Origin of the sequence: Streptomyces lydicus (assembly GCF_000717345.1) — a bacterium.
GTDB classification, from domain to species: Bacteria; Actinomycetota; Actinomycetes; order Streptomycetales; family Streptomycetaceae; genus Streptomyces; species Streptomyces lydicus.
This window is the reverse complement of sequence record NZ_JNZA01000006.1, coordinates 173541-198417: the sequence shown is the minus strand read 5'-3', so window position 1 is coordinate 198417 and position 24877 is coordinate 173541. Positions and strand designations below refer to the sequence as shown.

Here is a 24877-nt window from a genome sequence, read left to right as displayed (position 1 = left end):
CGGCGTGCCGTGGCGGCTCCCCGGATCCGCCGTACCCGCCGCTGCCTGCCTCCGCGCACCCGGGGCTGTCGTCCGGATCAGGCCGGGCTTGGCCTGATCCGGACGACAGCCCCTCGCCCCGCTAACGTAGGACGAATGACCGATACCCCGCGCACCCTGGCCGAGGAGCTTCGCACCCGCACCGACAGCGGGCTCGTCGGACTGCTGCGGACGCGGCCCGACCTGCTCAATCCGGTGCCCGGCGACGTCACCCAGCTGGCGACCCGGGCCGGGACGCGGGCCTCGGTGGTGCGCGCGGTGGAGCGGCTCGACCGGTTCGTGCTGCAGACCGCCGAGGCCCTGGCGGTGGCGCCCGACCCGTGCCCGTACGGCACGCTGGCCGCGCTGATGGCCGGGGACGCGGGGGACGCGGCGGTCGCCGCCGAGCTGCCCCGGGCGGTGGCGGCGCTGCGGGCACAGGCGCTGGTGTGGGGTCCTGATGACCGGCTGCGGCTGGTGCGCACCGCCCGGGAGCTGCTGACGCCGAGCGCCGCGCACCCCTCGCCGACCGGTCTGGGCCCGACCGTCGCCGAGGCCACCGCCGGGATGTCGCCGGGGCGGCTGCAGGAGATCCTCGCCGCGGCGGGGCTGCCCACCACGCACGACCCGGTGTCCGCGGTGGCCGCGCTGACGGCGCTGTTCTCCGACCGGGTGCGGATGGCGGCGCTGCTCGACACCGCGCCCGCCGAGTCCGTCACCGTCCTGGACAAGCTGCTGTGGGGCCCGCCGTACGGCGGGGTCACCGACCGTCCGGCGCCGCATCTGCAGTGGCTGCTGGACCGGGGCCTGCTGCTGCCGGCGGGCGCCCGCAACGTCGTGCTGCCGCGGGAAGCCGCGCTGCACCTGCGCGGCGGGCGGGCGCACCACACCCCCGAGCCGCTGCCGCCCGCGCTCGCGCCGGCCACCGAACGTGATCCACAGCTTGTGGACAACGCCGCCGCGAACCAGGCGTTCACCGCGCTGGCGACCGTCGAGGAACTGCTCAAGGAGTGGGACCTGGGCGGCCCGCCCGTGCTGCGCGCCGGGGGCCTGAGCGTCCGCGACCTGAAGCGGACCGCCACCGCCCTGGACACCACCGAGCAGCTCGCCGCCTTCTGGCTGGAACTCGCCTACGCGGCCGGGCTGATCGCGTCCGACGGCGAGGCCGACGAGCGGTACGCCGCCACCCCGTCCGCCGAGGAGTGGCTGCAGCTGCCCGACCACCAGCGTTGGGCGGTCCTCGCGGCGGCCTGGCTGCCGGCGACCCGCACCCCGGGCGTGGTCGGCACCGCCGACGCGAAGGGGCGCGCCCTGGCCGCGCTCGGCCCGCACCTGGACCGCTCGCCCGCGCCGGAGGTCCGCCGGCGCGCCCTGACCCTGCTGGCCGGGCTGCCGCCGGGGACGTCCGTACCGGCGGCGGCGGTGCGCGCCCGGCTGCGGTGGGAGCGCCCGCTGCGCGGCGCCGGGCCGGGCGCGCGGGCGGCGGCCGCCCCGGCGGGCGGCACCGTCCCGGCGGCCGGCGCGGTCGGGGCCCCCGCCGAGGACCTGCGGGCGCGGCTGGCCCAATGGGCGCTGGCCGAGGCCGAGTTGCTCGGCGTGACCGGGCGGGGCGCGCTGTCCGCCCACGGCCGGGCGCTGCTCGGCAGGGAACCGGAGGCGGCCGACGCCACTGCCGCGGAGACCGACGCCGCCGCGGCCCGCGCCGCCGCGCTCCTCGCGCCCCTGCTGCCCGAGCCCCTCGACCACGTCCTGCTCCAGGCGGACCTGACCGCCGTCGCGCCGGGCCCGCTGCGGCGGCCGCTCGCCGAGGCGCTGGGTGTGCTGGCCGACATCGAGTCCAAGGGCGGCGCGACCGTCTACCGCTTCACCCCGGCGTCCGTACGCCGCGCGCTGGACGCCGGCCGGTCCGCCGCCGAGCTGCAGGAGTTCCTCAGCACCCACTCCCGTACGCCGGTGCCGCAGCCGCTCGCCTACCTCATCGACGATGTGGCGCGCCGGCACGGCCAGTTGCGGATCGGCGCGGCCACCGCGTACGTGCGCTGCGACGACGACGCGCTGCTCGCGGAAATCCTCGCCGACCGCCGGGCCGCGCCGCTCCGCCTGCGCCGCCTCGCGCCGACCGTGCTCGCCGCCCAGACCTCCCCCGAGCAACTCCTCGACGGCCTGCGGGCGATGGGGTACGCGCCGGCCGCCGAGTCCGCCGCCGGCGACGTCCTGATCGCCCGCGCCGACTCGTACCGCACCCCGCCGCGCACCGCCCCCGGGCCGGTGCCGGACGGCCCGCCGCCGCCCGACCGCACCCTGCTGGAGGCGGCGGTGCGCGCCATCCGTGCCGGTGATCTCGCCGCGACCGCGGAACGCAAGCCGGTGCCCGCCCCCGCCGCGGCCGCCGGGGCCCTGCCGCGCACCACGTCCGCCGAGACCCTGGCGACCGTGCAGGCCGCGGTGCTCACCCAGTCCGCCCTGTGGATCGGCTATGTCAACGCGGACGGTGCCGCCAGCCAGCGCGTGATCGCTCCCGTGCGGGTGGAGGGCGGCTTCGTCACGGCGTACGACCACACCGCCGACGAGGTCCGGACGTACCCGCTGCACCGGATCACGGGCGTGGCGGAACTGGCGGACGACGCGGTCTGACACCTACCGGGCGGGGGCGGCTCGGGGCGGGGCCGGGGCGGCCCTCACCAGGGGTTCCGCCGGTCCCGGACGGGTCCGGTCACCGCCGGGGAGCTGCCGGTCCCCGACGGTCCCGGCCATCGCTATCGGGTCCGTGCGCCGATGCGGCACACTGGACGTTTGGCCGTATGTGCGGCCGAGGTGCCCGGCCGTCCCAGCGGCCGGCGGCCGGGAAGCGAAAGGCTAGGCGCGTGAACGGACCCCTCATCGTCCAGAGCGACAAGACGCTGCTGCTGGAAGTGGACCACGAGCTGGCGGACGCCTGCCGGCGGGCCATCGCGCCCTTCGCCGAGCTGGAGCGGGCGCCCGAGCACATCCACACCTACCGCGTCACGCCGCTCGGGCTGTGGAACGCCCGGGCCGCCGGGCACGACGCCGAGCAGGTCGTCGACGCGCTGGTGCAGTTCTCGCGGTACCCGGTGCCGCACGCGCTGCTCGTCGACATCGCCGAGACGATGTCGCGCTACGGCAGGCTGACGCTGGTCAAGGACCCGGCGCACGGGCTGGTGCTGACCACCACCGACCGCCCGGTCCTGGAGGAGATCCTGCGGTCGAAGAAGGTGCAGCCGCTGGTCGGCGCCCGGCTCGACCCGGACAGCGTCGTCGTGCACCCCTCCGAGCGCGGACAGATCAAGCAGACCCTGCTCAAGCTGGGCTGGCCCGCCGAGGACCTCGCCGGATACGTCGACGGTGAGGCGCATCCGATCGAGCTGCGCGAGGACGGCTGGGCGCTGCGCCCGTACCAGCAGCAGGCCGTGGAAGGCTTCTGGCACGGCGGCTCGGGCGTCGTGGTGCTGCCCTGCGGAGCGGGAAAGACGCTGGTGGGGGCCGGTGCGATGGCCCAGGCGAAGGCCACCACGCTGATCCTGGTGACGAACACGGTCTCGGCCCGGCAGTGGAAGCACGAGCTGGTGAAGCGGACCTCGCTGACCGAGGACGAGATCGGCGAGTACAGCGGGACCCGGAAGGAGATCCGCCCGGTCACCATCGCCACGTACCAGGTCCTGACGACCAAGCGGAAGGGCGTCTACCCCCACCTGGAGCTCTTCGACTCCCGCGACTGGGGCCTGATCGTCTACGACGAGGTGCACCTGCTGCCCGCGCCGGTCTTCAAGTTCACCGCCGACCTCCAGGCGCGGCGCCGGCTGGGTCTGACCGCGACGCTGGTGCGCGAGGACGGCCGGGAGTCGGACGTCTTCTCGCTGATCGGGCCGAAGCGGTTCGACGCGCCGTGGAAGGAGATCGAGGCGCAGGGCTACATCGCCCCGGCCGACTGCGTCGAGGTGCGGGTCAATCTGACCGAGTCGGAGCGGCTGACGTATGCGATGGCCGAGACCGAGGAGAAGTACCGCTACTGCGCGACGACGGCCAGTAAGCAGCAGGTGACGGAGGCGCTGGTACGGCGCCATCAGGGCGAGCAGACCCTCGTCATCGGCCAGTACATCGACCAGCTGGACGAGCTGGGCGAGCACCTGGACGCGCCGGTGATCAAGGGGGAGACCACCAACGCGCAGCGGGAGAAGCTCTTCGACGCCTTCCGGCAGGGCGAGATCTCCGTACTGGTCGTCTCGAAGGTCGCCAACTTCTCGATCGACCTGCCCGAGGCGACGGTGGCGATCCAGGTGTCCGGCACGTTCGGGTCGCGGCAGGAGGAGGCCCAGCGGCTGGGCCGGGTGCTGCGCCCCAAGGCGGACGGCCACGAGGCGCGGTTCTACTCGGTCGTGGCGCGCGACACGATCGACCAGGACTTCGCGGCGCACCGCCAGCGCTTCCTGGCCGAGCAGGGCTACGCGTACCGGATCGTGGACGCGGACGAGCTGCTGGCGGCCGACGAGGACGCGTGAACGGGGCCGCGCCCCGGGGGCTGTGACGCGTCGGAGATTCCGCGGAAGGTGACGGGTCAGAGCGCCTGGGGGCGGGCCGCCGACAGCTCGTCGGCGCGCGGGGCCGGGATATCGGCGTCGGCATCGGTGGTGTCGGCGTCGGCACCGGAAAGGCCGGCGGGGTGCCGCGTCCACCGGATCAGGACCGTCAGCAGCGCGAGCGCGAGCAGCGGGTACGGCGCCGCGAGCGGCTGCTGCCACCAGGAGAAGTGCAGATCGAGGTCGCCGGCGTGCGGGACGATCCACATCGTCCGGGCGGTGAAGGCGACGGTGACGGCGGCCAGCAGCGCCCGGCGCCAGGGGCTGCGCCGGGTGTGCGCGGCGAGGGCGATGAGCAGCGGCACGCACCAGACCCAGTGGTGCGACCAGCTGATCGGTGAGACCAGCAGGGCGGTGACGGCGGTGGCGAGGACGCCCCAGGCGTCCAGGCCGCGCCGCAGAAAGACCCGGCGGGCCGCGTAGAGCCCGGCCACGGCGGTCAGCCCGGCCGGCACCGCCCACAGCAGTCCCGGCTCGGGGTTGTGCAGCACGCGGGTGATCAGGCCCTGGAGGGACTGGTTGTCCACGATCCAGACCTTGCCGACCCGGTCGGTCTCGAACATCCGCCGGGTCCAGAACTCGATGCTGGCGTCGGGCAGCACCAGCCAGCCCAGCAGCGCCGAGAGCAGGAACCCGCCGAGGGAGTTGGCGGCGGCCCGCACCCGGCCGGTGATCAGGAGGTAGACCCCGAAGATCGCCGGGGTGAGCTTTATGCCGGCCGCGACACCGGTGGCCAGTCCCTTGAACCGCGCGCCGTCCGGCCGGGAGAGGTCCCACAGGACCAGGCAGGTCAGCGCGAGGTTGACCTGGCCGAAGACGAAGGTCTGGAAGACCGGCTCCAGCCAGAGGCCGAGCGCGGTGGCGGCGAGCAGGGTCGGCGCGGTGTGCGCGGCCCTGCGCAAGCCGGCGGCCTTGCAGGAGAGGTGGATCAGCAGCGCGAGGAGGGCGGCGTTGACGAGGACGCAGGCGATCTTGAGGGTGCTGAGGGAGAGCCAGGTCGTCGGGATGAACAGCAGCGCGGCGAAGGGCGGGTAGGTGGCCGGGAGGTTCCATTCGGTGACCGTGAAGCCGTAGAGGTCACCGCCGGTCGCGGCGGCCTCCCCCTCGGCGCGGTAGACCACTATGTCGGACATCGGCAGCGGCTGGACCTGGTACAGCATCCACAGTCCGGCGAAGGACACGACGAGGAGCGCCGCTGCGAGCACCAGCCGGCGTGGGTGCGCGGTACTCACCGCCCAGGTGCGTCTCCAGGTCCACGTCCCCGTGCCCGTTCCCTCGGCGGCAGACACCCGTTGTCCCCTCCTCGTCACCCTGCGCACGCCCTCTGCGGCGACGCTAGTGGATCGAGGCCGATCACCCGTAACGGTTTCCGGTCATCCGGATGTCGCCACGACATCGCCGCGGCTTCGGTCTCCGACGGAATGGTGCGGACTCTCCCGGACGGGCGGGGTGGTCCGGGCGGGCGGGGGCGGCTAGTTGTGGCGGTGGGCTCGGTGGCCGGTCCGGTGGTGGGTCCGGTGGTCGGCGGGGGCGGCGTCCTCGGCGTACTCGCCCATGACGACCACGCTGAACGCGGCCCGGCCGAAGACCTTGACCGCACGGAGCGCGTTGCCGAGGACGTGGCGGTGCCCGTGGACGGACGCACCGCCGGCGGAGTCGGGGCCGAGGGCCGTGGCGCCCTTGGCCGGGTGGAGTACGGCGGACGACATGGAGCCTGGTGGAATCGCTGCGCTGCTCATGTCTCCATGATGGAATTCACGCGATTGGCGCACATCGGTCCACAGGTCCATCCTGAACGGCCCTGACGTCAGCCTCCAGACCCACCCCGCCCCCTACGGGAGACCGACGGAAGACCGACGGCCCCTCAGGGTCACCCACCCCGGCACGGGCCGGGCAGGGGCCCGCCACGCCCCTCGCGGCCTCGAAAAAACCCGTTGGCGCGTTCCCGGGGCGCTGACTACACTCGCGCGTCTGCCTGCCTCCCGCCGAGGAGTGCCGCCGTCCGGACGGAAACCGGCCGGCTCTTCGCTTCACGCCGCTGACCCGCGCCGCGCCCGACCCGCGCTCCGCACCGACGCCGGCCCGCCGCGCGCCCCCGACAGGGCCGCGCGCCCGCCGCAGCACCCGCCCCGGAGGCAACGCCGTGCCCTCGCACGCCCACCCGTCGCCCGACCACCACCCCTCATCGCCGGCCCTACGTGCCGAAAGCCTTAACCCGTCGCCCGACCCCCACCCCTCAACGCCGGCACTACGCGCCGAAACCCTTAACCCGTCGCCCGACCACCACCCCTCCTCACCGGACCACCCCACGCCCCCCGACCACGACCCCCTCCAGCGCGAGAAGGACCACCTCGCCGCCTCACGGGCCGCGCTGCGGGCCATGCGGGCCGACGCCGAGGCGCTGAACATCGCCGATGTCACCGCGAACTGGGTCAACGCCGAGGTGCTGCAGGGCGAGATCGACGCCCGCATCAAGGCGCTCGCCGACCTCTCGCACACCCCGCTCTTCTTCGGCCGCCTCGACTACCTGCACGCCCCGGGCCTCGACCTCGCCGAGGGCGCCGCGGGCGAGAACTTCTACATCGGCCGGCGGCACGTCCACGACGCCGACGGCGACCCCATGGTCATCGACTGGCGCGCACCCGTCTCCCAGCCGTTCTACCGGGCCTCCAAGAAGGACCCGATGGACCTCAAGCTGCGCCGCCGGTTCGGCTACACGGCGGGCGAGTTGACCGCGTACGAGGACGAACACCTCACCGACCCGGCCGAGGCGGCCCGCACCAGCCGGCTGCTCCAGACGGAGATCGAGCGCCCGCGCGTCGGCCCCATGCGGGACATCGTCGCCACCATCCAGCCCGAGCAGGACGAGATCGTGCGCGCCGGCATCGGCGGCTCGGTCTGCGTCCAGGGGGCGCCGGGCACCGGAAAAACGGCGGTCGGCCTGCACCGTGTCGCGTACCTGTTGTACGCGCACCGCGAGCGGCTGGCGCGCTCCGGCACCCTCGTCATCGGCCCGAACCGCTCCTTCCTCCACTACATCGAGCAGGTGCTGCCGGCCCTCGGCGAGCTGGAGGTCAAGCAGGCCACGGTCGACGACCTCGTGGCGCATGTGGAGGTGCGCGGCACGGACGAGGCGGCGGCCGCGACGGTCAAGGGCGACGCCCGGATGGCCGAGGTGCTGCGGCGGGCGGTGCGCTCGCACATCGCGCTGCCCGAGGAGCCCTGCGTGGTCGTCCGCGGCTCGCGTCGCTGGCGCATCCCGGCGTATGAACTCGAAGAGATCGTCCAGGAGTTGCGGGACCGCGACATCCGCTACGGCGCGGCCCGCGAGGCGCTTCCGCAGCGGATCGCGCATGCCGTACTCGTACGGATGGAGCAGGCCGGCGAGGCGCCGGACGACCGGGTGCAGGACGCGGTGGCCCGCAATGCGGCGGTGAAGGCGACGGTCAAGGCGGTCTGGCCGCCGGTCGATCCCGCGAAGCTGGTGCTGCGGCTGCTGAGTGACGCGGACTTCCTCGCCGAGCAGGCCGAGGGGATCCTCACGCCCGAGGAGCAGAAGCGGCTCCTGTGGGCCAAACCGGCCCGTAGCGTGAAGAGCGCCAAGTGGTCCGCCGCGGACGCGGTGCTGATCGACGAGGCGATGGATCTGGTCGAGCGGACGCACTCGCTCGGCCATGTGGTCCTGGACGAGGCGCAGGACCTCTCCCCCATGCAGTACCGCGCGGTCGGCCGCCGCTGCTCGACCGGCTCGGCGACCATCCTCGGCGACATCGCCCAGGGCACCACGCCGTGGGCGACCGACACCTGGGAGGAGGCCCTGGCCCACCTGGGCAAGCCGGGCGCGGCGGTCGAGGAGCTGACCCAGGGTTTCCGTGTGCCGCGTGAGGTGATCGCGTACGCGTCCCGGCTGCTGCCCGCCATCGCCCCCGACCTGACGGAAGCCACCTCGATCCGTGAAGCGGCGGGCGACTTCGAGATCCGTACGGTCGATTCGGCGGACCTGACCGCGGCGGCTCTCGCGGCCTGTGACGACGCGCTGAAGAGGGAGGGTTCGATCGGCCTGATCGCCGCGGAGGCCCGGATCCCGACGCTGCGCGCGGCCCTGGAGGAGGCCGGGGTGACCTGCCTGGCCCCGGGCGAGGAGACCTCCGCCGAGGCCCGCTTGACGCTGGTGCCCGCCACGCTGGCCAAGGGCCTGGAATACGACTACGTGGTCCTGGACGAGCCGTCCGCCATCGTCGACGGCGAACCGGACGCCCGCACCGGCCTGCGCCGCCTGTACGTCTGCCTGACCCGCCCGGTCTCCGGCTTGACGGTGGTCCACGCGGCCCCCCTCCCGGAACAACTGACGGGCGCTCCCACCGGGGTCGCTTGACGCCCTACCGGCCGGAACGGGACGCGTACGGAGAGAAGTTGACGGGCCGGCATTGGTGCCCCGTTGCCCCTACACGCCCCACGCACCCCCAGGGCGTCACAGCTCCTCCCCCTCAAGGGACTTGAGGAGTGCGTCCAGGAGGCCGGGGAACCGCGTATCGAGGTCGGCGCGGCGCAACTGCACATAGCGGTTGCGCCCGACCGACCGCGTGGAGGTGAGTCCGGCCTCGCGCATGATCCGCATGTGGTGCGACACGGTCGACTTGTGCAGATGCCCGACGCCCAGCCGCTCCGACGAGCAGTCGCACTGCTCCCCGCTCGCGTAGACCCGCAGCAGATGCAGCCGCGTCGGATCCCCGAGCGCGTGCAGCACCTTCACCAGCTGGATGTCCTCGACGTCCGGCTGCTCCAGCAGCACACCCTCATCCTCATGGGCGCCCTTCACCACGGCCGCACCGCCTCCTTCCGCCTCGCGCTCACCCACCCACCCTATTTCTCTCCCGATTTCTCCCCGGAAACTGTTTGACATCCATCCAACTGTCTCTATTGTTTGACGCACATCAAACTTACTTGCCCGTTCCCCTCACCCCACCGTGTTCGTACCGGGAAGGACACCCGTGCGTCTCCGTTTGCTACTGCTCGCCCTCGGCACCTTCGCCGTAGGCACCGACTCCATGGTCATGGCGGGCATCCTCGGCCTCGTCGCCCGCGACCTGGACGTCTCCGTCCCGGCCGCCGGCCAGATTGTCACCGTCTTCGCCCTCTCCTACGCCGTGCTCGCCCCGGTGCTCGCCACCGCCGCCGCCCGGTGGCCGCGGCGCCGGCTGCTGCTGACCGCGCTCACCGTCTTCACCGTCGCCAACGCGCTCAGCGCCGTCGCCCCCACCTACCCGATCCTGCTGGCCACCCGGGTGCTGGCCGCCGCCGGCGCCGCGCTCTACACCCCGACCGCCAACGCCGTCGCCACCACCCTCGTACCGCCGGAGCGCCGCGGGCGCGCCCTGGCCACCGTGCTCGGCGGCATGACCGTGGCCACGGCGCTCGGCGTCCCCCTGGGCACCTACCTCGGCCGTACGGACTGGCGGCTGACCATGTGGCTGGTGGTCGCCCTGGGCGCCGCGGCGTTCCTGGGCCTCGCGCTCCTGCTGCGCGACCTGCCGGCCCCGGCCGCCGCCCCCGACCTGCGCGCCCGGCTGGCCCCGCTGCGCAACCGCCGCGTCCTGGTGGCGGCCGCCACGACCCTGGTCTTCTTCCTCGCCATCAACGTGGTCTACATCTATCTCGGTACGGCGGTCCGCCCCGCGACCGGCGGCGACGCCGGGCGGCTCAGCCTGGTCATGCTGGTCTCCGGGGTCACCTCGGTCGCCGGCAACTGGCTGGGCGGCCGCGCGGTCGACCGCTTCGGCGTACGCGTCGTCCTGCTCGCCGGTGGCAGCGCGGCCGCGGCGGCCTTCCTCGCCCTCCCCTGGGCCTCCGCGACGATGACCGGAGCGCTGCTCTACGCCGGGGTCGCGCCGCTCGCCGGCTGGGCCGTCGCGGTCGCGCTGCCGCACCACCTGGCCTCCATCGAACCTTCCAGCGCCCCGCTGCTGATCTCCCTCAACAGCAGCGCCCTCTATCTGGGGGTGGCCGCCGCCGGCGGCGTCGGCAGCCTTGCCCTCACCGTCCTCGGCGCGCACTGGTTCCCGCTCGTGTCGACCGTGCTGGCCCTGGTCGCTGTGTCGTTGGGGGCGGTCAGCACCCGGCGACGGGTGAGCGGGGGCGGCGCCGGTACCGACGGCCCCGGTGGCACCACCCTGATCGCTACGTCCTCCGGGACGCCGGCCCCCGCACCCGCACGCACCGCCGACTCGCCGCAGGGCGTGGCCTAGGTGTATTGACCTACGAGATCCTCTGGACCGCCACCCCGTCGAGCGCCTCCCGCCACTCCCGTACCGCCGCGGCGTCCACCGGGGCTGACCAGCCGTCCGGCCGGGCCGCGCCGCCGATGTGGAAGGCGTCGAGGCCGGCCGCGCGCAGCGCCGGCAGATGGCCGAGTCCGAGTCCGCCGCCCACCAGGATCCGCGGCGCGTACCCGGGCTCGGCCGCCGCGGTCCGCGCCTGTTCGGCGAGCAGCACCGGCAGCCCCGCCTCGACGCCGCGTGCGTCACCGGCCGTCAGATACGTGTCGAGCCCCGCGGCGCCCGCCGTCCCCGCCAGCTCCTTGCGGAGCGCCTCGCGGTCGGCGGCCCGGTCGATGGCCCGGTGGAAGGTCCACCGGCAGCCGTCGATCACCTCGGCCAGCGCGGCCACCGCCTCCAGGTCGGGCCGCCCGTCCGGGGTCAGGAACCCCAGGACGAATTCCTCGGCGCCCTCCGCCCGCAGCGCCGCCGCCTCCTCGCACAGCGCCGCCGGGTCACCGGCCGCGAACCCGTCGGTGGCCCGCAGCATCACCCGCAGCGGGAGGTCGACGGCCGCCCGGATCGCCGCGAAGGTGGCCCTGGGCGGGGTGAGCCCGTCGGCCGCCATGTCGGTGACGAGTTCCAGGCGGTCGGCACCGCCGGCCTGGGCGGCGACCGCGTCCTGCGGTCCGAGCGCGATCACCTCCAGGAGCGCGCGCTTGCTCATATGACCTCAATCCTTCAGCGACGACGTGGCGCGGCTGACCAGCGCCGCACCCGACAACAGGTCTAGTCCAATATCCAGCGTACGGGCTGGTCGGCCCCAAGGCACAATGATTCGCATGACCCCCGCGTCCCGTACGGCAGACACCACCGACCCGGCGCCGGAACTCCGCCGGCGCTGGGCCGCCACCGTCGCCGAGGCCCGTGGCAGCAGACGATCCGCGGCACCCGGAGGCGATCCGGCCCCCGACCCCGGGCCGTACGCCGACAACCTCCTCACCCGGTGGAGCGAGCCGCACCGCCGCTACCACACCGTCGAGCACCTGACGGCGGTCCTCGACCGCATCGACGAACTGGCCACGCATGCCGATGACTTGAGCGTCGTCCAGCTGGCGGCGTGGTTCCACGACGCGGTCTACCGGCCGGACCGCTCCGAGAACGAGGAGCGCAGCGCTGCCCTCGCCGAACGCGCGCTGCCCGAGCTGGGCGTCGGCGCGGCCCGTACGGCCGAGGTGGCCCGTCTGGTGCGGCTCACCGTCACCCACGACCCGGCGCCCGACGACCCCGACGGCGAGGTGCTGTGTGACGCCGACCTCGCGGTGCTCGCCGGCGCGCCGGACGCCTACGCGGCGTACGCGGCGGCGGTCCGCGCCGAGTACGCCTTCGTGCCGGAACCCGCTTTCGCCACCGGACGCTCCGCCGTGCTGCGGCAACTCCTCGCGTTGCCGCGCCTGTTCAGGACCCCGCTGGGGTACGACCGCTGGGAGCACCTGGCCCGCCGGAACCTCTCCACGGAGCTGGAGCTGCTGGGCGGCTGAGGACGGCGGCGGGACCACCCCGCCCGCCCCCGACACCCCCCGGTCTCCCGGTCCGCCGTTCCGCATGGCCGAGATCACGTCCGCGACCGGCCCACGGCGGGAATGTAAGGCGTCCTACCGCGGTTAGTAGCTGACATGCCAGCTCCGTCTCCTTCCGCGCGCGCCCGCCTGCCCGTAGCCGTTTACGTCCTCGGCCTCTCCGTCTTCGCGCTCGGCACGTCCGAGTTCATGCTCTCCGGCATCCTCCAGCCGCTCGCCCGTGACCTGGATGTCTCCATCCCGCGGGCGGGTCTGCTGGTCTCGGCGTTCGCGATCGGCATGGTGGTCGGCGCCCCCGTGCTGGCCGCGGCGACGCTCCGGCTCCCCCGGCGTACGACGCTGATGGCGTTGCTGGCGGTCTTCGGGCTCGGCCAGGTGGCGGGCGCGCTGGCCCCGTCCTACGGCGTCCTGTTCGCCTCCCGTGTCGTGAGCGCGCTGGCCTGCGCGGGGTTCTGGGCGGTCGGCGCGGCGGTCGCGGTGTCGCTGGTGCCGGTGACCGCGCGGGCCCGGGCGATGGCCGTGATGGTCGGCGGTCTGAGCATCGCCAACATCGCGGGCGTCCCGGCCGGCGCCCTGCTCGGTCAGCACGCCGGCTGGCGGGCCGCCTTCTGGGCGGTGGCCGGGCTGGCCGCGATCGGCCTGATCGGCGTGGCCGCGCTGGTGCCCCGCACGGCCGTGCCCACCGGCGACGACCGCCCGCAGCTGCGTCGTGAGCTGGCCATCTACAAGGACAAGCAGGTCTGGCTGGCGCTGACCGCCACCGCCATGAACGGCGCCGCGGTCTTCGCTCTCTTCTCGTATCTCTCGCCGCTGCTGACCGACACCGCCGGGCTCGCCGAGAGCTGGGTGCCGACGGTCCTCGCGCTCTTCGGTGTCGGCGCGCTGATCGGTACGTTCATCGGCGGCCGGATCGCCGACGCGCACCTGTTCGGCACGCTCTTCGGTGGCATCTCCGCCTCCACCGTCGTGCTGGCCGTGCTGGCGCTGACCGCGCACAGCCCCGTCGCCGCCGTCGCGCTCTCCCTGATGCTGGGGGTGACGGCCTTCACCACGGCCCCGGCTCTCAACGCCCGGATGTTCAACGTGGCGAACGCCGCGCCGACGCTGGCCGGCGCGACCACCACCGCCGCCTTCAACATCGGCAACACCCTCGGCCCGTGGCTCGGCGGCCTGGCCATCGGCGCCGGCTGGGGCTACCCGTCGGTGGCCTGGACCGGTGCGGCGCTGGCGGCGGTGGCCGTGCTCACCACCGCGTTCGCCTTCCGGCTGCACCGCGCGACCAACCGCTCCCGGCTGGTCGCGGCGTCACCGAAGGCCGCGGACGCGCCGGCTCCGGAGAGCGTCGAACAGCACTGAGCGGCACCGGGCGGGTGCGGAGCGGGGGCCTCTGCCTCGCTCCTCGCCCGCCCCACCCATATCGTCCCGCTCCACACCTGTCGTCCCGCCCCACGCGCACCGTCCCGCCCCACGCGCACCGTCCCGGCCCGCGCACGCCGTCACGCCCCGTTGTCGAACGTCCACCGCGTCTGGCTGTAGACCGACTCGCCGCGCCCGAAGCCGAAGGCCCGGCGGGGCTCGACGCGGAAGACGACGGCGGAACCGGCCTGCCCGTGGAACGCGCCGTCGCGGACGTCGAACTGCCAGTCGCTGCCGTATTTGCCCACGTACAGCTCGGCCAGCCGGCGCAGCGTCGCCTCGTCCTCGACCCGCTCGGCGTCGCCCTCGACGACCACATCGAGCCCTGCGTGCAGGTCGTTGCCGCCGGCCGTCGAGGTGGTCAGCGCGCAGTGCGGGTTGGCGGCGAGGTTCTTGGCCTTGCGCTCACCGGGGCCGGTGCAGAAGTGGAGGGCGTCCTGCGCCCAGACGGCGAGCAGCGGGGTGACGTGCGGGCGGCCGTCGGGCCGGACGGTGCTGAGCCAGAAGATCTCCGCCTCGGTCATCCCGCCGACGGCCGCGGACCAGGCGATCGCCGTGGCGTCCTCGGTGCTGTAGGCGGGGTCGAGCTCGGTGACCGGTGCTCGGCCCGGTGTACTGGCTGACATGGCTGTCCCCTTTCTCACGCCGCGGTACGGCGGGTGGTGCAGCGGTTGGGCGCGCGGTCAGCCCTATCGTGCGGGGGTGCGCCGGCCGGCCGCCGCTGCGACGCGCCGCGGGAGGCCGCCACCGGAGCCGGCCGCGAGGGGCCCCCTCCCGAGGGGGGTGTCTCAGGGCCGCGGCGCCGGGCGGTGCTTGGGGCGGCGCAGGCCCGCTTCCGTCAGCCGCCGCAGCAGTTCCTTGCTGCCGACCTCCACCGCCCCGGCCCGCACCGCGTCGGCGTACCGCTCCGCCGGCAGGTCGTAGTGATCGCGTTCGAACGCCCGCCGGGGGACGCCGATGCGCGCCGCGAAGGCGTGCAGTTCGTCGAAGGATGCGTCGCTCACCAGGTGCGACCACATCCGGCCGTGGCCCGGCCAGATCGGCCGGTCGATGTATATCGCCACCTCAGCGCTCCGGCCGGATCGCCGCGCCGGCCCCCTGCGGCCTGACCGCCCCGGCCCTGCGTGCGCCGGCTGTCCGCGCCCTCCGCGCCGCGGCCATCTCAGCCCTCCGCCGGAGCGCGGAGCCGGCCGACCGGGGCCACCGCGACCGCCGTCTTCGGACAGACCCAGTGCGGGTCGGGCCCCAACTCGGGGGCGACATCGAGGGCATGCGGGTCACCCGTCCCGGTGCACACCGGGCAGAGCGGCCAGCGGCCGTACCGCTCCAGGAGGGCGTCCTGGACGTCCTGGGCTATCAGGCCCGCGACGAATTCCGCGCCTTCAGGCCATTGCTCCACCCACCAACGGCGGTGGGCGACCGCGTCCTCCACGAGCGAGACGATGTCGGCGTCGGCCACCTCGTCCGCCACCAGGTCGGCGAGCACCAGTGCCCGCGCGGCATGCAATGCCTGTTCCAGCTCCATGTCCCCCATTGTCTCCCGACCGCACCCGCGCGCCCGGCGTTGTCCACAGCCCGCCGCGGTCCGGCGGTTTGTCCACAGCCCCCAGCGAGGAGTATTGACGCGGGAGAGCGATGAAATTACTTTTCAAGCGTGAGTAGCAGCGTGAAGGAAACTTTCAAGGGCGTGGCCGTCGAGACGCGGCCGGCCCCGGCACCACCCGCCCCCGCGGCGCTGGCCGCCAAGGTCCGTACGCTCGCGCCGACGATGACCCGCTCCATGCAGCGGGTCGCCGAGACCGTCGCGAGCGACCCGGCCGGCTGCGCCGCGCTCACCGTCACCGGCCTCGCGGAGCGTACGGGCACCAGCGAAGCGACCGTCGTAAGGACTTCCCGGCTGCTGGGCTACCCGGGCTACCGCGACCTGCGTCTCGCGCTCGCCGCGCTCGCCGCCCAGCAGGCCGCCGGCGGCGCACCCGCCGTCACGGCCGACATAGCGGTCGACGACTCCCTGGTCGACGTGGTCGCGAAGCTCGCGCAGGAGGAGCAGCAGTGCCTGGCCGACACCGCGGCCGGCCTGGACGTCAGCCAGCTCGAAGCGGCCGTCGCCGCCCTCTCCACCGCCCGCCGCATCGACGTCTACGGCATCGGCGCGTCCAGCCTCGTCGGCCAGGACCTCGTCCAGAAGCTGCTGCGCATCGGGCTGATCGCGCACGCCCACGCGGACCCGCACCTCGCCGTGACCAACGCCGTGCAGATGCGCACCGGCGACGTGGCCATCGCCATCACCCACTCCGGTCGCACCACCGACGTCATAGAGCCCCTGCGGGTGGCCTTCGACCACGGCGCCACGACCATCGCCATCACGGGCCGCCCCGACGGCGAGATCGCCGCCTACGCCGACCACATCCTGACCACGTCCACGGCCCGCGAGAGCGAGCTGCGCCCCGCCGCGATGTCCTCCCGGACCAGTCAGCTGCTGGTCGTCGACTGCCTCTTCATAGGCGTCGCCCAGCGCACCTACGAGACCGCCGCCCCGGCGCTCTCCGCTTCGTACGAGGCCCTGGCCCACCGCCACCAGCCCTGACGTGGCCCGGCGCGGCCCCGCCCCCGCGCCCGACTTCCGGAAAGAGCCGCCGAGCAATGACCTCCACCGCCGACCACGCCGACCTGCGCGCCCAGCTGGACGCCCTCACCACCGAGGCGTTCCGCCCCGACCTCGCCGAGATCGACCGCCGCTCCACGCTCGACATCGCCCGCACGATGAACGACGAGGACGCCGCCGTCCCCGCCGCCGTGGCCGCCCGCCTCCCGGAGATCGCCGCCGCCATCGACGCCACCGCCGCGCGGATGGCCCGCGGCGGCCGGCTCGTCTACGCCGGCGCCGGCACGGCGGGCCGCCTCGGCGTCCTGGACGCCAGCGAGTGCCCGCCGACCTTCAACACCGACCCCTCCCAGGTCCTCGGCCTGATCGCGGGCGGCCCGTCCGCGCTGGTCAGCGCCGTCGAGGGCGCCGAGGACAGCCGGGAACTCGCGGCCGAGGACCTCTCCGCGATCGGCTTGACCGCGCTCGACACCGTCGTGGGGATCTCCGCCTCCGGCCGCACCCCGTACGCCGTCGGCGCGGTCGAGCACGCCCGCACCCGCGGCGCACTGACCATCGGCCTGTCCTGCAACGCCGGTTCGGCCCTGGCCGCGGCCGCTGAGCACGGCATCGAAGTCGTCGTCGGCCCCGAGCTGCTGACCGGTTCGACCCGCCTCAAGGCGGGCACCGCCCAGAAGCTGGTGCTCAACATGCTCTCGACGATCACCATGATCCGGCTGGGCAAGACCTACGGGAATCTGATGGTCGACGTCCGCGCCTCCAACGACAAGCTGCGGGCCCGCTCCCGTCGCATCGTCGCGCTCGCCACCGGCGCCGGCGAACCGGAGATCGAAGCGGCGCTCAGCCGGACGGACGGCGAGGTGAAGAACGCCATCCTCACCCTCCTCGGCGACGTCGACGGTCCGACCGCCGCCCGCCTTCTCGACGCCTCCGGCGGCCACCTCCGTGCCGCCCTGGCCGCCGCCAGAAATCTCTGACCGCCCGACCGCCGAGGGCCCGAGCCCCCCGCCGGCCCGCTCACCTTGTTCGTCACCACAGCAAGGCACCCACATGTCCGAAGACCCGAACCGCGCCACCGCCGCCGCGCTTCTCCCGCTCGTCGGCGGCGCCGGGAACGTCACCTCCGTCGCCCACTGCATGACCCGGCTCCGCCTCGGCATCCGGGACCGCTCACTGGTCCACGACGAGGCGCTCCGGGCACTGCCGGCCGTCATGGGCGTGGTCGAGGACGACACGTACCAGATCGTGCTGGGCCCCGGGACCGTCGCCCGGGTCACCCCCGAGCTCGAACGCCTGGTGGAACAGGCCCGCAGCCACCCCGAGCCCGCACCGGAACCGGCGCCCGCCACACCCGCCACCACGGCGGACGCCACCACCACACCCGCCACCACCGCACTCGGCACCACCACCGCGTCCGCCATCACCGCCGAGCAGCTGGCCGACCGGGGCGCCGCACTCAAGGCCCGTCAGAAGGCCAGGAACGCCACCCCCGGCAAGCTCTTCCTGCGCCGGATCGCCAACATCTTCGTCCCGCTGATCCCGGCACTGATCGGCTGCGGCATCATCGCCGGCCTCAGCGGCCTGCTCACCAACCTCGGCCGGCTGCCCGCCGTCGTCCCCGCGCTCACCGCCCTCGCCTCCGGCTTCATGTCGCTGATCGCGGTCTTCGTCGGCCACAACACCGCCAAGGAGTTCGGCGGCACGCCCGTCCTGGGCGGCGCGGTCGCCGCGGTCATCGTCTTCCCCGGCGTCACCCACATCACCGCCTTCGGCCAGCACCTCTCCCCCGGGCAGGGCGGCGTGCTCGGTGCGCTGGCCGCCGCGCTGCTCGCCGTCCAGGTGGAGAAGAAGTGCCGGGCGGTCGTCCCCGCGGCACTGGACGTGCTGGTCACCCCGACCGTCACGGTCCTGGTCACGGGCCTGGTCACGGTCTTCGGCCTGATGTACGTCGCCGGCGAGGTCTCCACCGCCCTCGGCACCCTCGCCACCTGGCTGCTGGCGCACGGCGGCGCGTTCGCCGGCTTCCTCCTCGGCGGCCTCTTCCTCCCCCTGGTCATGCTCGGCCTGCACCAGGCGCTGATCCCGATCCACGCCACCCTCATCCAGCAGCAGGGCTACACCGTCCTGCTCCCGATCCTGGCCATGGCCGGCGCCGGCCAGGTCGGCGCCGCCCTCGCCCTCTACCTCCGGCTCCCCCGCAACCGTTCGCTGCGGACGACCATCAAGTCCGCGCTCCCGGCCGGCCTGCTGGGCGTCGGCGAGCCCCTGATCTACGGCGTCTCGCTCCCGCTGGGCCGCCCCTTCCTCACCGCCTGCCTCGGCGGCGCCTGCGGCGGCGGCTTCATCGGCCTGTTCAACCAACTCGGCGACACGGTCGGCTCCACCGCCATCGGCCCCTCGGGCTGGGCCCTGTTCCCCCTGGTCAAGGGAGGCCAGGGCCTCGCCACGACGCTCGTCGTCTACGCCCTGGGCCTCGCCGTCGGCTACGTCACCGGCTTCCTCGCCACGTACTTCTTCGGCCTCGGCACACAGCAACGGGCCGAACTGAACACGGCCCCGGACGCGCAGGCCCCAACGGGCACGGGCACGGAGAAGGACACGAACAAGGACAAGGACAAGGGCACGGACACGGACGCGGACGCCGGGGCGGGCCCGCAGCCCGCGCCCCGCCCCGCCGCCGCGCCCCCGGTCACGCTCACCCCGCCATGATGCTGCCGAACTGCGGCGCGCCCGCGGTCGAGAGGCCCACCGCCGACGGCGCGAGGAAGCGCGAGCCCGTCGTGGTCAGCCGGGTGCCGTCGGAGGGAAGGGTGATGACCGCGCCGTCGCCCCCGTTCTCGTACGTCGCCCCGACGGTCAGATCCGCCTTCTTGTCGCCGTTGAGGTCGGAGAGGAAGACCTCACCACCGAAGAGGTCGTCCTTCTCGTTGGCTCCCGGAACGCCCGGCGAGTTCTGGTGGAAGTACTGCACGTTGTGGACGGTGTCCACGCCCGCCCGGGAGCCACGCAGCACGGTGACCGCGCCGGTCCGGCTCGCCCCGTCGACGGTCTCGGTGGCGGCCCCGATGGCCAGGTCCTGCACACCGTCGCCGTTGATGTCGCCGACGCTCACCTCGTAGCCGAACTTGTCGCCCGTCTCGGAGCTGCCGGGGATCGCGCCGGACTCCTGGGTGATGGTCTCGATCCGGTCCATGCGCGGGCCGGACGCCGAGCCGTGGATGACGTTGACCTTGCCGCCCTTGGTGCTGCCGGGCACCTTGTCGTCGAAGAGCACACCGGTGACGAGGTCACCGAAGCCGTCGCCGGTGACATCGCCGATGGCCGTGATGATCCCCGCGGGCAGCCGCTGGGCGCGCGCCGCGGACAGCCCCGCCGGGGTGCCCGGCAGGTAGTAGTTGACGTTGAAGTACGGGCTCCGGTTGTCGTAGGCGCTGACGACGAGATCGGTGTAGCCCTGGTCGGTGACCTCACCGGCGGTCAGGTTGAGGATGCCGTTGGTGGCCTCCCCGAGGATCGGCAGCGCGATGGCCGTGTGCGCGCCGGGCGCGCCGGACCTGCTGATGCCGCCCTTGAAGACGTGCAGCGTCGACGAGGAGGTGCCGACGGCGAGGTCGGCCGTGCCGTCCCGGTCGAAGTCGCCGGCGGCCAGGGCCGCGCCGAAGCGGTCGTGCCGGGAGGGCGCCGGATCGGCGAGGGTGGCGCTGCCGCTGCCGGAGAGTCCGCCCGCGGCGCCCCACAGGATCTGCACGGTGCCGCCGTCCGCGTCGCCCGCGACGTCTTCGTACGGCGCAGACACGGCGAGGTCGGCGAACCCGTCGGAGTTGAAGTCACCTGCGGCCAGGCTCGCGCCGAAGAGGTCGCCGGCCTCGGCCGCACCCGGCACCCCCGGGGAGTTCTGGCTCAGGGTGACGTGCCGGGAGGCGTCGATGCCGTGTGCCGAGCCGTAGAGGACGGTGAGCGCACCGGCGCGCTGCTTGCCGTCGACGGTGGCGGCCGGCGCGGCGACGGCGAGGTCGCGGTAGCCGTCGCCGTTGAAGTCCCCCTGGCGGCCGTTGGCGGCCGGCGCGGCCGAGGCGGTGCCGGTGGCCGCGGTCAGCAGTCCGGCCGCGAGCGCGGTGGCGGCCGCGGTGACCAGGGTCGTACGGAGATGCTTGGGCATGCGGGGCTCGTTCTCCCTGTGCGCGTAGGGCAGTTGACGTTGCACGGTTGGTGAACAGGAGACCCGCGGAACCCGACGATGGTTGTAGCGAACCCGTGAAGGAGACACGGAGGAAAAGCGAAGACACGACGACACGAAGCCGCCAGGAGGGGAAGAGGCGAAGGGGTGTCAGGGCGCGCCGATGGGCGTCGCTTCGGGCGCCCGGCCCCGGCCGCCGCCCTCCTCGTCCCGCCGCCGTACCGCCGCCCGCGCCAGCTCGGCCGCCAGCAGGGTGAACCACACGCCCACCAGCACCAGATGGATGCGCTGCGGAATGCCGTGCCAGCCGGGACGGCCGAAGAGCGGGCCCACCGTGCAGATGGCGGACGGCAGCGCCACGGCGAGCACCCGCGGGCCCCAGCGCCCGATCAGCGAGCTGCGGGACCCGTCGGTCACGGCGGCCCGGCTCAGCAGCGCCATCGAGGCGAAGAGGAAGAAGTGGGCCAGGGCGCTGGTGACCGTGTGCCACGGATGGACCGCCTCGCAGGCGCGCTCCACCGAGGGCGCGCAGCGCATCGGCACCAGGACGTCGGCGAGGGAGGACAGGCCGAGGCCGGCCAGGGCCGCGCAGCCGTACCGGGTCCAGGCGCCGCGGGCGATGCCGCAGGCCAGCAGCGCGCCCATGATGACGAGCACCGCGCAGCCGCTCTCGATGCCGCCGAAGAGCGGCCGGAAGGGCTGGTCTGCGGCGTAGAGCTCGCTGACGTACGAGTGGCGTGGGTCCAGGTGGGTCGGCAGCAGGAATTCCAGGAGCCAGCCGTTGTAGAGCACCGCCGCCACGGCGAAGAGCAGGGCGCCCGCGCGTGCCGTTCCGCGGGCCTGGCGCGAGGACCGTCCACCGATGAACATGATCAGCGGTGGTCCGTGGGCGAACCGGTGGTGTCCCTGTGCTTCCTGATGTGCACGCACACCCCTTCACGGCCGGGATCGCGGGGAGCGCGTACGCCCCGGTGATCCACTTCGGTCACTGTCCACATGCGATCTGGTGCACAGAGTAACCATCACCGTGTCATGACCCCACGATCTCGGCGAGCCGCATGGCTCGTTCGTATGGCTCGTTCGTGAAGCGGCGCGGGCAGCAGCCGGAGCGGGGCGGCGCGGGACGCAGGCGAAGCGGCCCGCGGAGGTACCGGAAATGCCGCCGGGGCGGCACCCCCTGGGAGGAGGGTGCCGCCCCGACGTACGTCTGGACGTGTGATCCGCGGGGATCAGAAGTCCATGTCACCGCCGGGCATGCCGCCCGGAGCGGCCGCGGCGGCCTTCTCCGGCTTGTCGGCGATGACGGCCTCGGTGGTGAGGAACAGCGCGGCGATGGACGCGGCGTTCTGCAGGGCGGAGCGCGTGACCTTCGCCGGGTCGATGATGCCCTCGGCGATCATGTCGACGTACTCACCGGTCGCGGCGTTCAGGCCGTGGCCGACGGGCAGGTTGCGCACCTTCTCCACGACGACGCCACCCTCGAGGCCGCCGTTGACGGAGATCTGCTTGAGCGGGGCCTCCAGGGCCAGCTTCACGGCGTTGGCACCGGTGGCCTCGTCGCCGTCCAGCTCCAGCTTCTCGAAGACCTGGGAAGCCTGGAGCAGGGCGACGCCACCGCCGGCGACGATGCCCTCCTCGACGGCCGCCTTCGCGTTGCGAACGGCGTCCTCGATGCGGTGCTTGCGCTCCTTGAGCTCGACCTCGGTGGCGGCACCGGCCTTGATGACGGCCACGCCGCCGGCCAGCTTCGCCAGACGCTCCTGGAGCTTCTCGCGGTCGTAGTCCGAGTCGCTGTTCTCGATCTCGGCGCGGATCTGGTTGACCCGGCCCTGGACCTGCTCGCTGTCACCGGCACCGTCGACGATGGTGGTCTCGTCCTTGGTGATGACGACCTTGCGGGCGCGGCCGAGCAGGTCGAGGGAGGCGTTCTCCAGCTTGAGACCGACCTCCTCGGAGATGACGGTGCCACCGGTGAGGATGGCGATGTCACCGAGCATGGCCTTGCGACGGTCACCGAAGCCCGGGGCCTTGACGGCGACGGACTTGAAGGTGCCGCGGATCTTGTTGACGACCAGGGTCGACAGGGCCTCGCCCTCGACGTCCTCGGCGATGATCAGCAGCGGCTTGCCGGACTGCATGACCTTCTCGAGCAGCGGAAGGAGGTCCTTCACGTTGCCGATCTTCGAGTTGACGATGAGGATGTACGGGTCGTCGAGCGACGCCTCCATACGCTCCATGTCGGTGGCGAAGTACGCCGAGATGTAGCCCTTGTCGAAGCGCATACCCTCGGTGAGCTCCAGCTCCAGACCGAAGGTCTGGGACTCCTCGACGGTGATGACGCCTTCCTTGCCGACCTTGTCCATCGCCTCGGCGATGAGCTCGCCGATCTGGGTGTCAGCGGCGGAGATGGAGGCGGTGGAGGCGATCTGCTCCTTGGTCTCCACGTCCTTCGCCTGCTCCAGCAGGGCGGCGGAGACAGCCTCGACGGCGCGCTCGATGCCGCGCTTCAGCGCCATCGGGTTGGCACCCGCGGCGACGTTGCGCAGGCCCTCGCGGACCAGAGCCTGGGCCAGGACGGTCGCGGTCGTCGTGCCGTCACCGGCGACGTCGTCCGTCTTCTTCGCGACCTCCTTGACCAGCTCGGCGCCGATCTTCTCGTACGGGTCCTCGAGCTCGATCTCCTTGGCGATGGAAACACCATCGTTGGTGATCGTGGGGGCGCCCCACTTCTTCTCGAGGACGACGTTGCGGCCCTTGGGGCCGAGGGTGACCTTGACGGCGTCGGCGAGCTGGTTCATCCCGCGCTCGAGACCGCGCCGTGCCTCCTCGTCGAACGCGATGATCTTGGCCATGTGAAGTGGTCCTCCCGGACTGGGGTGGATTGCTCCGGACCGCGCTGGCGCCCGCGACGGACGACCTGCAAACCTGTGTGGTTCCTTGCCCCACCCGGCCTGCGGGCCTCACCGACCCGGTCCTTCGTTGTCACTCTCACTGGGAGAGTGCTAACGCAATGATTAGCACTCGGGCATGGAGAGTGCAAGCCGCTTCGAAGAAGCGTCGATGAGGGGTGGGGGTCGGGCGACGGGTGGGAGCAAGCCGCTTCGAAGAAGCGTCGATGAGGGGCGGTGGCCGGGTGACGGGTGGGCGCAAGCCGTCAGGGGAAGCGTCGGGGACTCCTGGGGCGCGTCGCACGGGTGCGCGGGCGGTCCGCCCGGGCCCCGGACAGGCAGAAGGCCCGCACCCCCTCCAGGGGTACGGACCTTCCCTACGCAGCAGTCGGTCGGCGCCTCAGCCGGCCACCCGGACCATGTCCGCCTGCGGCCCCTTCTGGCCCTGCGAGATCTCGAACTCGACCCGCTGGCCCTCCTCAAGGGTGCGGTAACCGTCCATCTGGATCGCGCTGTAGTGGACGAATACATCCGCACCACCGTCGACCGCGATGAAGCCGTACCCCTTCTCCGCGTTGAACCACTTGACGGTGCCCTGAGCCATGCCTAACTCCCCTATTACTGGCCCTTGCGCAGGACCGCACTCCGCGGACCCGGGTCAGACCTCACCCCGCGAAAGGCCCGTGGGGTGTGCGCCGGAACGCGTCGACCGCCGCTGAATGTATCTGGACAGATGCCCAGCGCAACAGGTCAATCGGACGAGAATTCTGGCGCCGGGGAAACGGCAATATGCGATGAAATCCCGATTCTCCGGGGCAAGTCGGGCCGGGCATACGCGCACTTAGGCGACAAATACCGCACACACTTTGGGCACAACTCTCCGCGGTTTCCACTGCGCTCGGCATGCTCGCGGGGATATCCGGAGGGGGATCACCCTGATGGTATCCCCTTTCGGAAAGCGGAATTGCCCCGTCCGATTTGGCTGGACGGGGCAATTCCGGTCAAGAAGGGGAAAGAGATGGCGCAATTACTGCACCCTCCCGGGCGCGCGCCGCGCCTGCGGGTCAGCCTCCGGCGACCGCCGGGATGATCGACACGCCCGCACCGTCCGGGGTCGCCGTCTCCAGGCCCTGCTCGAAGCGCACGTCGTCGTCGTTGACGTAGACGTTCACGAAGCGGCGCAGCTTGCCGGTGTCGTCCAGCACCCGGGCCGCGATGCCCTGGTGGTTCTTCTCCAGGTCGGCGATCACCTCGGAGAGGGTCGCGCCCTCGGCGGTGACCTCGGCCTCACCGCCGGTGTAGGTGCGGAGGATGGTGGGGATGCGGACCTTGACGCTCATGGTT

At 73.1% G+C, this 24877-nt stretch carries 21 protein-coding genes; 9 read left to right on the top strand and 12 right to left on the bottom strand.

What is annotated here, in order from left to right; genetic code table 11:
- Positions 1 to 135: 135 nt before the first annotated feature.
- Both OO62_RS07385 and OO62_RS07380 read left to right on the top strand, forming a co-directional pair.
- On the top strand, positions 136 to 2652 hold the full coding sequence (locus OO62_RS07385) for a helicase C-terminal domain-containing protein (protein WP_033266405.1): 2517 nt from the start codon (positions 136 to 138) through the stop codon (positions 2650 to 2652).
- 230 nt (positions 2653 to 2882) lie between these two features.
- Positions 2883 to 4535 carry a DNA repair helicase XPB gene (locus OO62_RS07380; RefSeq protein WP_033266404.1) on the top strand — a complete coding sequence of 551 codons (1653 nt, stop codon included), beginning with the start codon at positions 2883 to 2885 and terminating at the stop codon, positions 4533 to 4535.
- A gap of 56 nt (positions 4536 to 4591) precedes the next feature.
- Here the strand turns inward: OO62_RS07380 and OO62_RS07375 are convergent, their stop codons facing one another.
- Both OO62_RS07375 and OO62_RS07370 read right to left on the bottom strand, forming a co-directional pair.
- Positions 4592 to 5773: a glycosyltransferase 87 family protein gene (locus OO62_RS07375; RefSeq protein ID WP_033266463.1), complete on the bottom strand. Its 1182-nt coding sequence runs from the start codon at positions 5771 to 5773 to the stop codon at positions 4592 to 4594.
- 312 nt (positions 5774 to 6085) lie between these two features.
- Positions 6086 to 6352 (bottom strand): hypothetical protein, encoded by a 267-nt coding sequence (locus OO62_RS07370; RefSeq protein ID WP_078617059.1) that lies wholly within the window; start codon positions 6350 to 6352, stop codon positions 6086 to 6088.
- A gap of 404 nt (positions 6353 to 6756) precedes the next feature.
- On the opposite strand from OO62_RS07370, the gene OO62_RS07365 reads away from it, so the two are divergent.
- A complete protein-coding gene (locus OO62_RS07365; protein ID WP_078617058.1) occupies positions 6757 to 8988 on the top strand; it encodes an AAA family ATPase in 2232 nt (743 codons plus the stop codon).
- Positions 8989 to 9084: 96 nt separating this feature from the next.
- Here OO62_RS07365 and OO62_RS07360 read toward each other — a convergent pair whose 3' ends face one another.
- Positions 9085 to 9471 carry an ArsR/SmtB family transcription factor gene (locus tag OO62_RS07360; RefSeq protein ID WP_084773019.1) on the bottom strand — a complete coding sequence of 129 codons (387 nt, stop codon included), beginning with the start codon at positions 9469 to 9471 and terminating at the stop codon, positions 9085 to 9087.
- 133 nt (positions 9472 to 9604) lie between these two features.
- Here OO62_RS07360 and OO62_RS07355 point away from each other — a divergent pair, with 133 nt between their 5' ends.
- A complete protein-coding gene (locus tag OO62_RS07355) occupies positions 9605 to 10858 on the top strand; it encodes an MFS transporter (protein WP_078617056.1) in 1254 nt (417 codons plus the stop codon).
- A 10-nt stretch (positions 10859 to 10868) separates the two neighbouring features.
- Here the strand turns inward: OO62_RS07355 and OO62_RS07350 are convergent, their stop codons facing one another.
- Positions 10869 to 11594 (bottom strand): copper homeostasis protein CutC, encoded by a 726-nt coding sequence (locus OO62_RS07350; protein ID WP_033266401.1) that lies wholly within the window; start codon positions 11592 to 11594, stop codon positions 10869 to 10871.
- A gap of 115 nt (positions 11595 to 11709) precedes the next feature.
- Here OO62_RS07350 and OO62_RS07345 point away from each other — a divergent pair, with 115 nt between their 5' ends.
- Positions 11710 to 12408 (top strand): HD domain-containing protein, encoded by a 699-nt coding sequence (locus OO62_RS07345; protein WP_033266400.1) that lies wholly within the window; start codon positions 11710 to 11712, stop codon positions 12406 to 12408.
- Between the two features lie 135 nt (positions 12409 to 12543).
- Positions 12544 to 13803, top strand: coding sequence for a Cmx/CmrA family chloramphenicol efflux MFS transporter (locus OO62_RS07340; protein WP_033266399.1), 1260 nt, complete (start codon positions 12544 to 12546; stop codon positions 13801 to 13803).
- A 140-nt stretch (positions 13804 to 13943) separates the two neighbouring features.
- Here OO62_RS07340 and OO62_RS07335 read toward each other — a convergent pair whose 3' ends face one another.
- From OO62_RS07335 to OO62_RS07325, 3 genes are all read right to left on the bottom strand, one after another.
- Positions 13944 to 14489 (bottom strand): pyridoxamine 5'-phosphate oxidase family protein, encoded by a 546-nt coding sequence (locus OO62_RS07335; protein ID WP_033266398.1) that lies wholly within the window; start codon positions 14487 to 14489, stop codon positions 13944 to 13946.
- A gap of 162 nt (positions 14490 to 14651) precedes the next feature.
- On the bottom strand, positions 14652 to 14927 hold the full coding sequence (locus OO62_RS07330) for a DUF4031 domain-containing protein (RefSeq protein ID WP_033266397.1): 276 nt from the start codon (positions 14925 to 14927) through the stop codon (positions 14652 to 14654).
- Positions 14928 to 15025: 98 nt separating this feature from the next.
- Positions 15026 to 15388, bottom strand: a complete 363-nt coding sequence (locus OO62_RS07325) for a hypothetical protein (RefSeq protein WP_033266460.1) — start codon at positions 15386 to 15388, stop codon at positions 15026 to 15028.
- A 129-nt stretch (positions 15389 to 15517) separates the two neighbouring features.
- Between OO62_RS07325 and OO62_RS07320 the strand changes: the two genes are divergently transcribed.
- From OO62_RS07320 to OO62_RS07310, 3 genes are all read left to right on the top strand, one after another.
- Entirely contained in the window at positions 15518 to 16450 is a 933-nt protein-coding gene (locus tag OO62_RS07320) for a MurR/RpiR family transcriptional regulator (protein ID WP_063738983.1), read from the top strand.
- 56 nt (positions 16451 to 16506) lie between these two features.
- Positions 16507 to 17445, top strand: a complete 939-nt coding sequence (murQ, locus tag OO62_RS07315) for an N-acetylmuramic acid 6-phosphate etherase (protein ID WP_033266396.1) — start codon at positions 16507 to 16509, stop codon at positions 17443 to 17445.
- Between the two features lie 73 nt (positions 17446 to 17518).
- A complete protein-coding gene (locus OO62_RS07310; RefSeq protein WP_078617055.1) occupies positions 17519 to 19177 on the top strand; it encodes a PTS transporter subunit EIIC in 1659 nt (552 codons plus the stop codon).
- On the opposite strand, the gene OO62_RS07305 is transcribed toward OO62_RS07310, so the two are convergent.
- From OO62_RS07305 to OO62_RS07285, 5 genes are all read right to left on the bottom strand, one after another.
- Entirely contained in the window at positions 19164 to 20627 is a 1464-nt protein-coding gene (locus OO62_RS07305) for an FG-GAP-like repeat-containing protein (protein WP_033266395.1), read from the bottom strand. The two genes, OO62_RS07310 and OO62_RS07305, sit on opposite strands and share 14 nt — an antisense overlap.
- Positions 20628 to 20795: 168 nt before the next feature.
- Positions 20796 to 21515, bottom strand: coding sequence for a DUF998 domain-containing protein (locus OO62_RS07300; RefSeq protein ID WP_063738982.1), 720 nt, complete (start codon positions 21513 to 21515; stop codon positions 20796 to 20798).
- Positions 21516 to 21874: 359 nt separating this feature from the next.
- Positions 21875 to 23497 carry a chaperonin GroEL gene (gene groL / locus OO62_RS07295; RefSeq protein WP_033266394.1) on the bottom strand — a complete coding sequence of 541 codons (1623 nt, stop codon included), beginning with the start codon at positions 23495 to 23497 and terminating at the stop codon, positions 21875 to 21877.
- Between the two features lie 436 nt (positions 23498 to 23933).
- Positions 23934 to 24137, bottom strand: coding sequence for a cold-shock protein (locus OO62_RS07290; protein WP_003986833.1), 204 nt, complete (start codon positions 24135 to 24137; stop codon positions 23934 to 23936).
- A 460-nt stretch (positions 24138 to 24597) separates the two neighbouring features.
- Positions 24598 to 24873 (bottom strand): MoaD/ThiS family protein, encoded by a 276-nt coding sequence (locus tag OO62_RS07285; protein ID WP_033266393.1) that lies wholly within the window; start codon positions 24871 to 24873, stop codon positions 24598 to 24600.
- Between the last annotated feature and the right edge of the window lie 4 nt (positions 24874 to 24877).

Coding starts and splice junctions, on each gene's coding strand:
- OO62_RS07385 (WP_033266405.1), top strand. CDS start 136: ATGACCGATACCCCGCGCACCCTGGCCGAGGAGCTTCGCACCCGCACC.
- OO62_RS07375 (WP_033266463.1), bottom strand. CDS start 5,773: ATGCTGTACCAGGTCCAGCCGCTGCCGATGTCCGACATAGTGGTCTAC.
- OO62_RS07370 (WP_078617059.1), bottom strand. CDS start 6,352: ATGAGCAGCGCAGCGATTCCACCAGGCTCCATGTCGTCCGCCGTACTC.
- OO62_RS07350 (WP_033266401.1), bottom strand. CDS start 11,594: ATGAGCAAGCGCGCGCTCCTGGAGGTGATCGCGCTCGGACCGCAGGAC.
- OO62_RS07345 (WP_033266400.1), top strand. CDS start 11,710: ATGACCCCCGCGTCCCGTACGGCAGACACCACCGACCCGGCGCCGGAA.
- OO62_RS07340 (WP_033266399.1), top strand. CDS start 12,544: ATGCCAGCTCCGTCTCCTTCCGCGCGCGCCCGCCTGCCCGTAGCCGTT.
- OO62_RS07335 (WP_033266398.1), bottom strand. CDS start 14,489: ATGTCAGCCAGTACACCGGGCCGAGCACCGGTCACCGAGCTCGACCCC.
- OO62_RS07325 (WP_033266460.1), bottom strand. CDS start 15,388: ATGGAGCTGGAACAGGCATTGCATGCCGCGCGGGCACTGGTGCTCGCC.
- murQ (WP_033266396.1), top strand. CDS start 16,507: ATGACCTCCACCGCCGACCACGCCGACCTGCGCGCCCAGCTGGACGCC.
- OO62_RS07310 (WP_078617055.1), top strand. CDS start 17,519: ATGTCCGAAGACCCGAACCGCGCCACCGCCGCCGCGCTTCTCCCGCTC.
- OO62_RS07305 (WP_033266395.1), bottom strand. CDS start 20,627: ATGCCCAAGCATCTCCGTACGACCCTGGTCACCGCGGCCGCCACCGCG.
- OO62_RS07300 (WP_063738982.1), bottom strand. CDS start 21,515: ATGTTCATCGGTGGACGGTCCTCGCGCCAGGCCCGCGGAACGGCACGC.
- groL (WP_033266394.1), bottom strand. CDS start 23,497: ATGGCCAAGATCATCGCGTTCGACGAGGAGGCACGGCGCGGTCTCGAG.
- OO62_RS07290 (WP_003986833.1), bottom strand. CDS start 24,137: ATGGCTCAGGGCACCGTCAAGTGGTTCAACGCGGAGAAGGGGTACGGC.
- OO62_RS07285 (WP_033266393.1), bottom strand. CDS start 24,873: ATGAGCGTCAAGGTCCGCATCCCCACCATCCTCCGCACCTACACCGGC.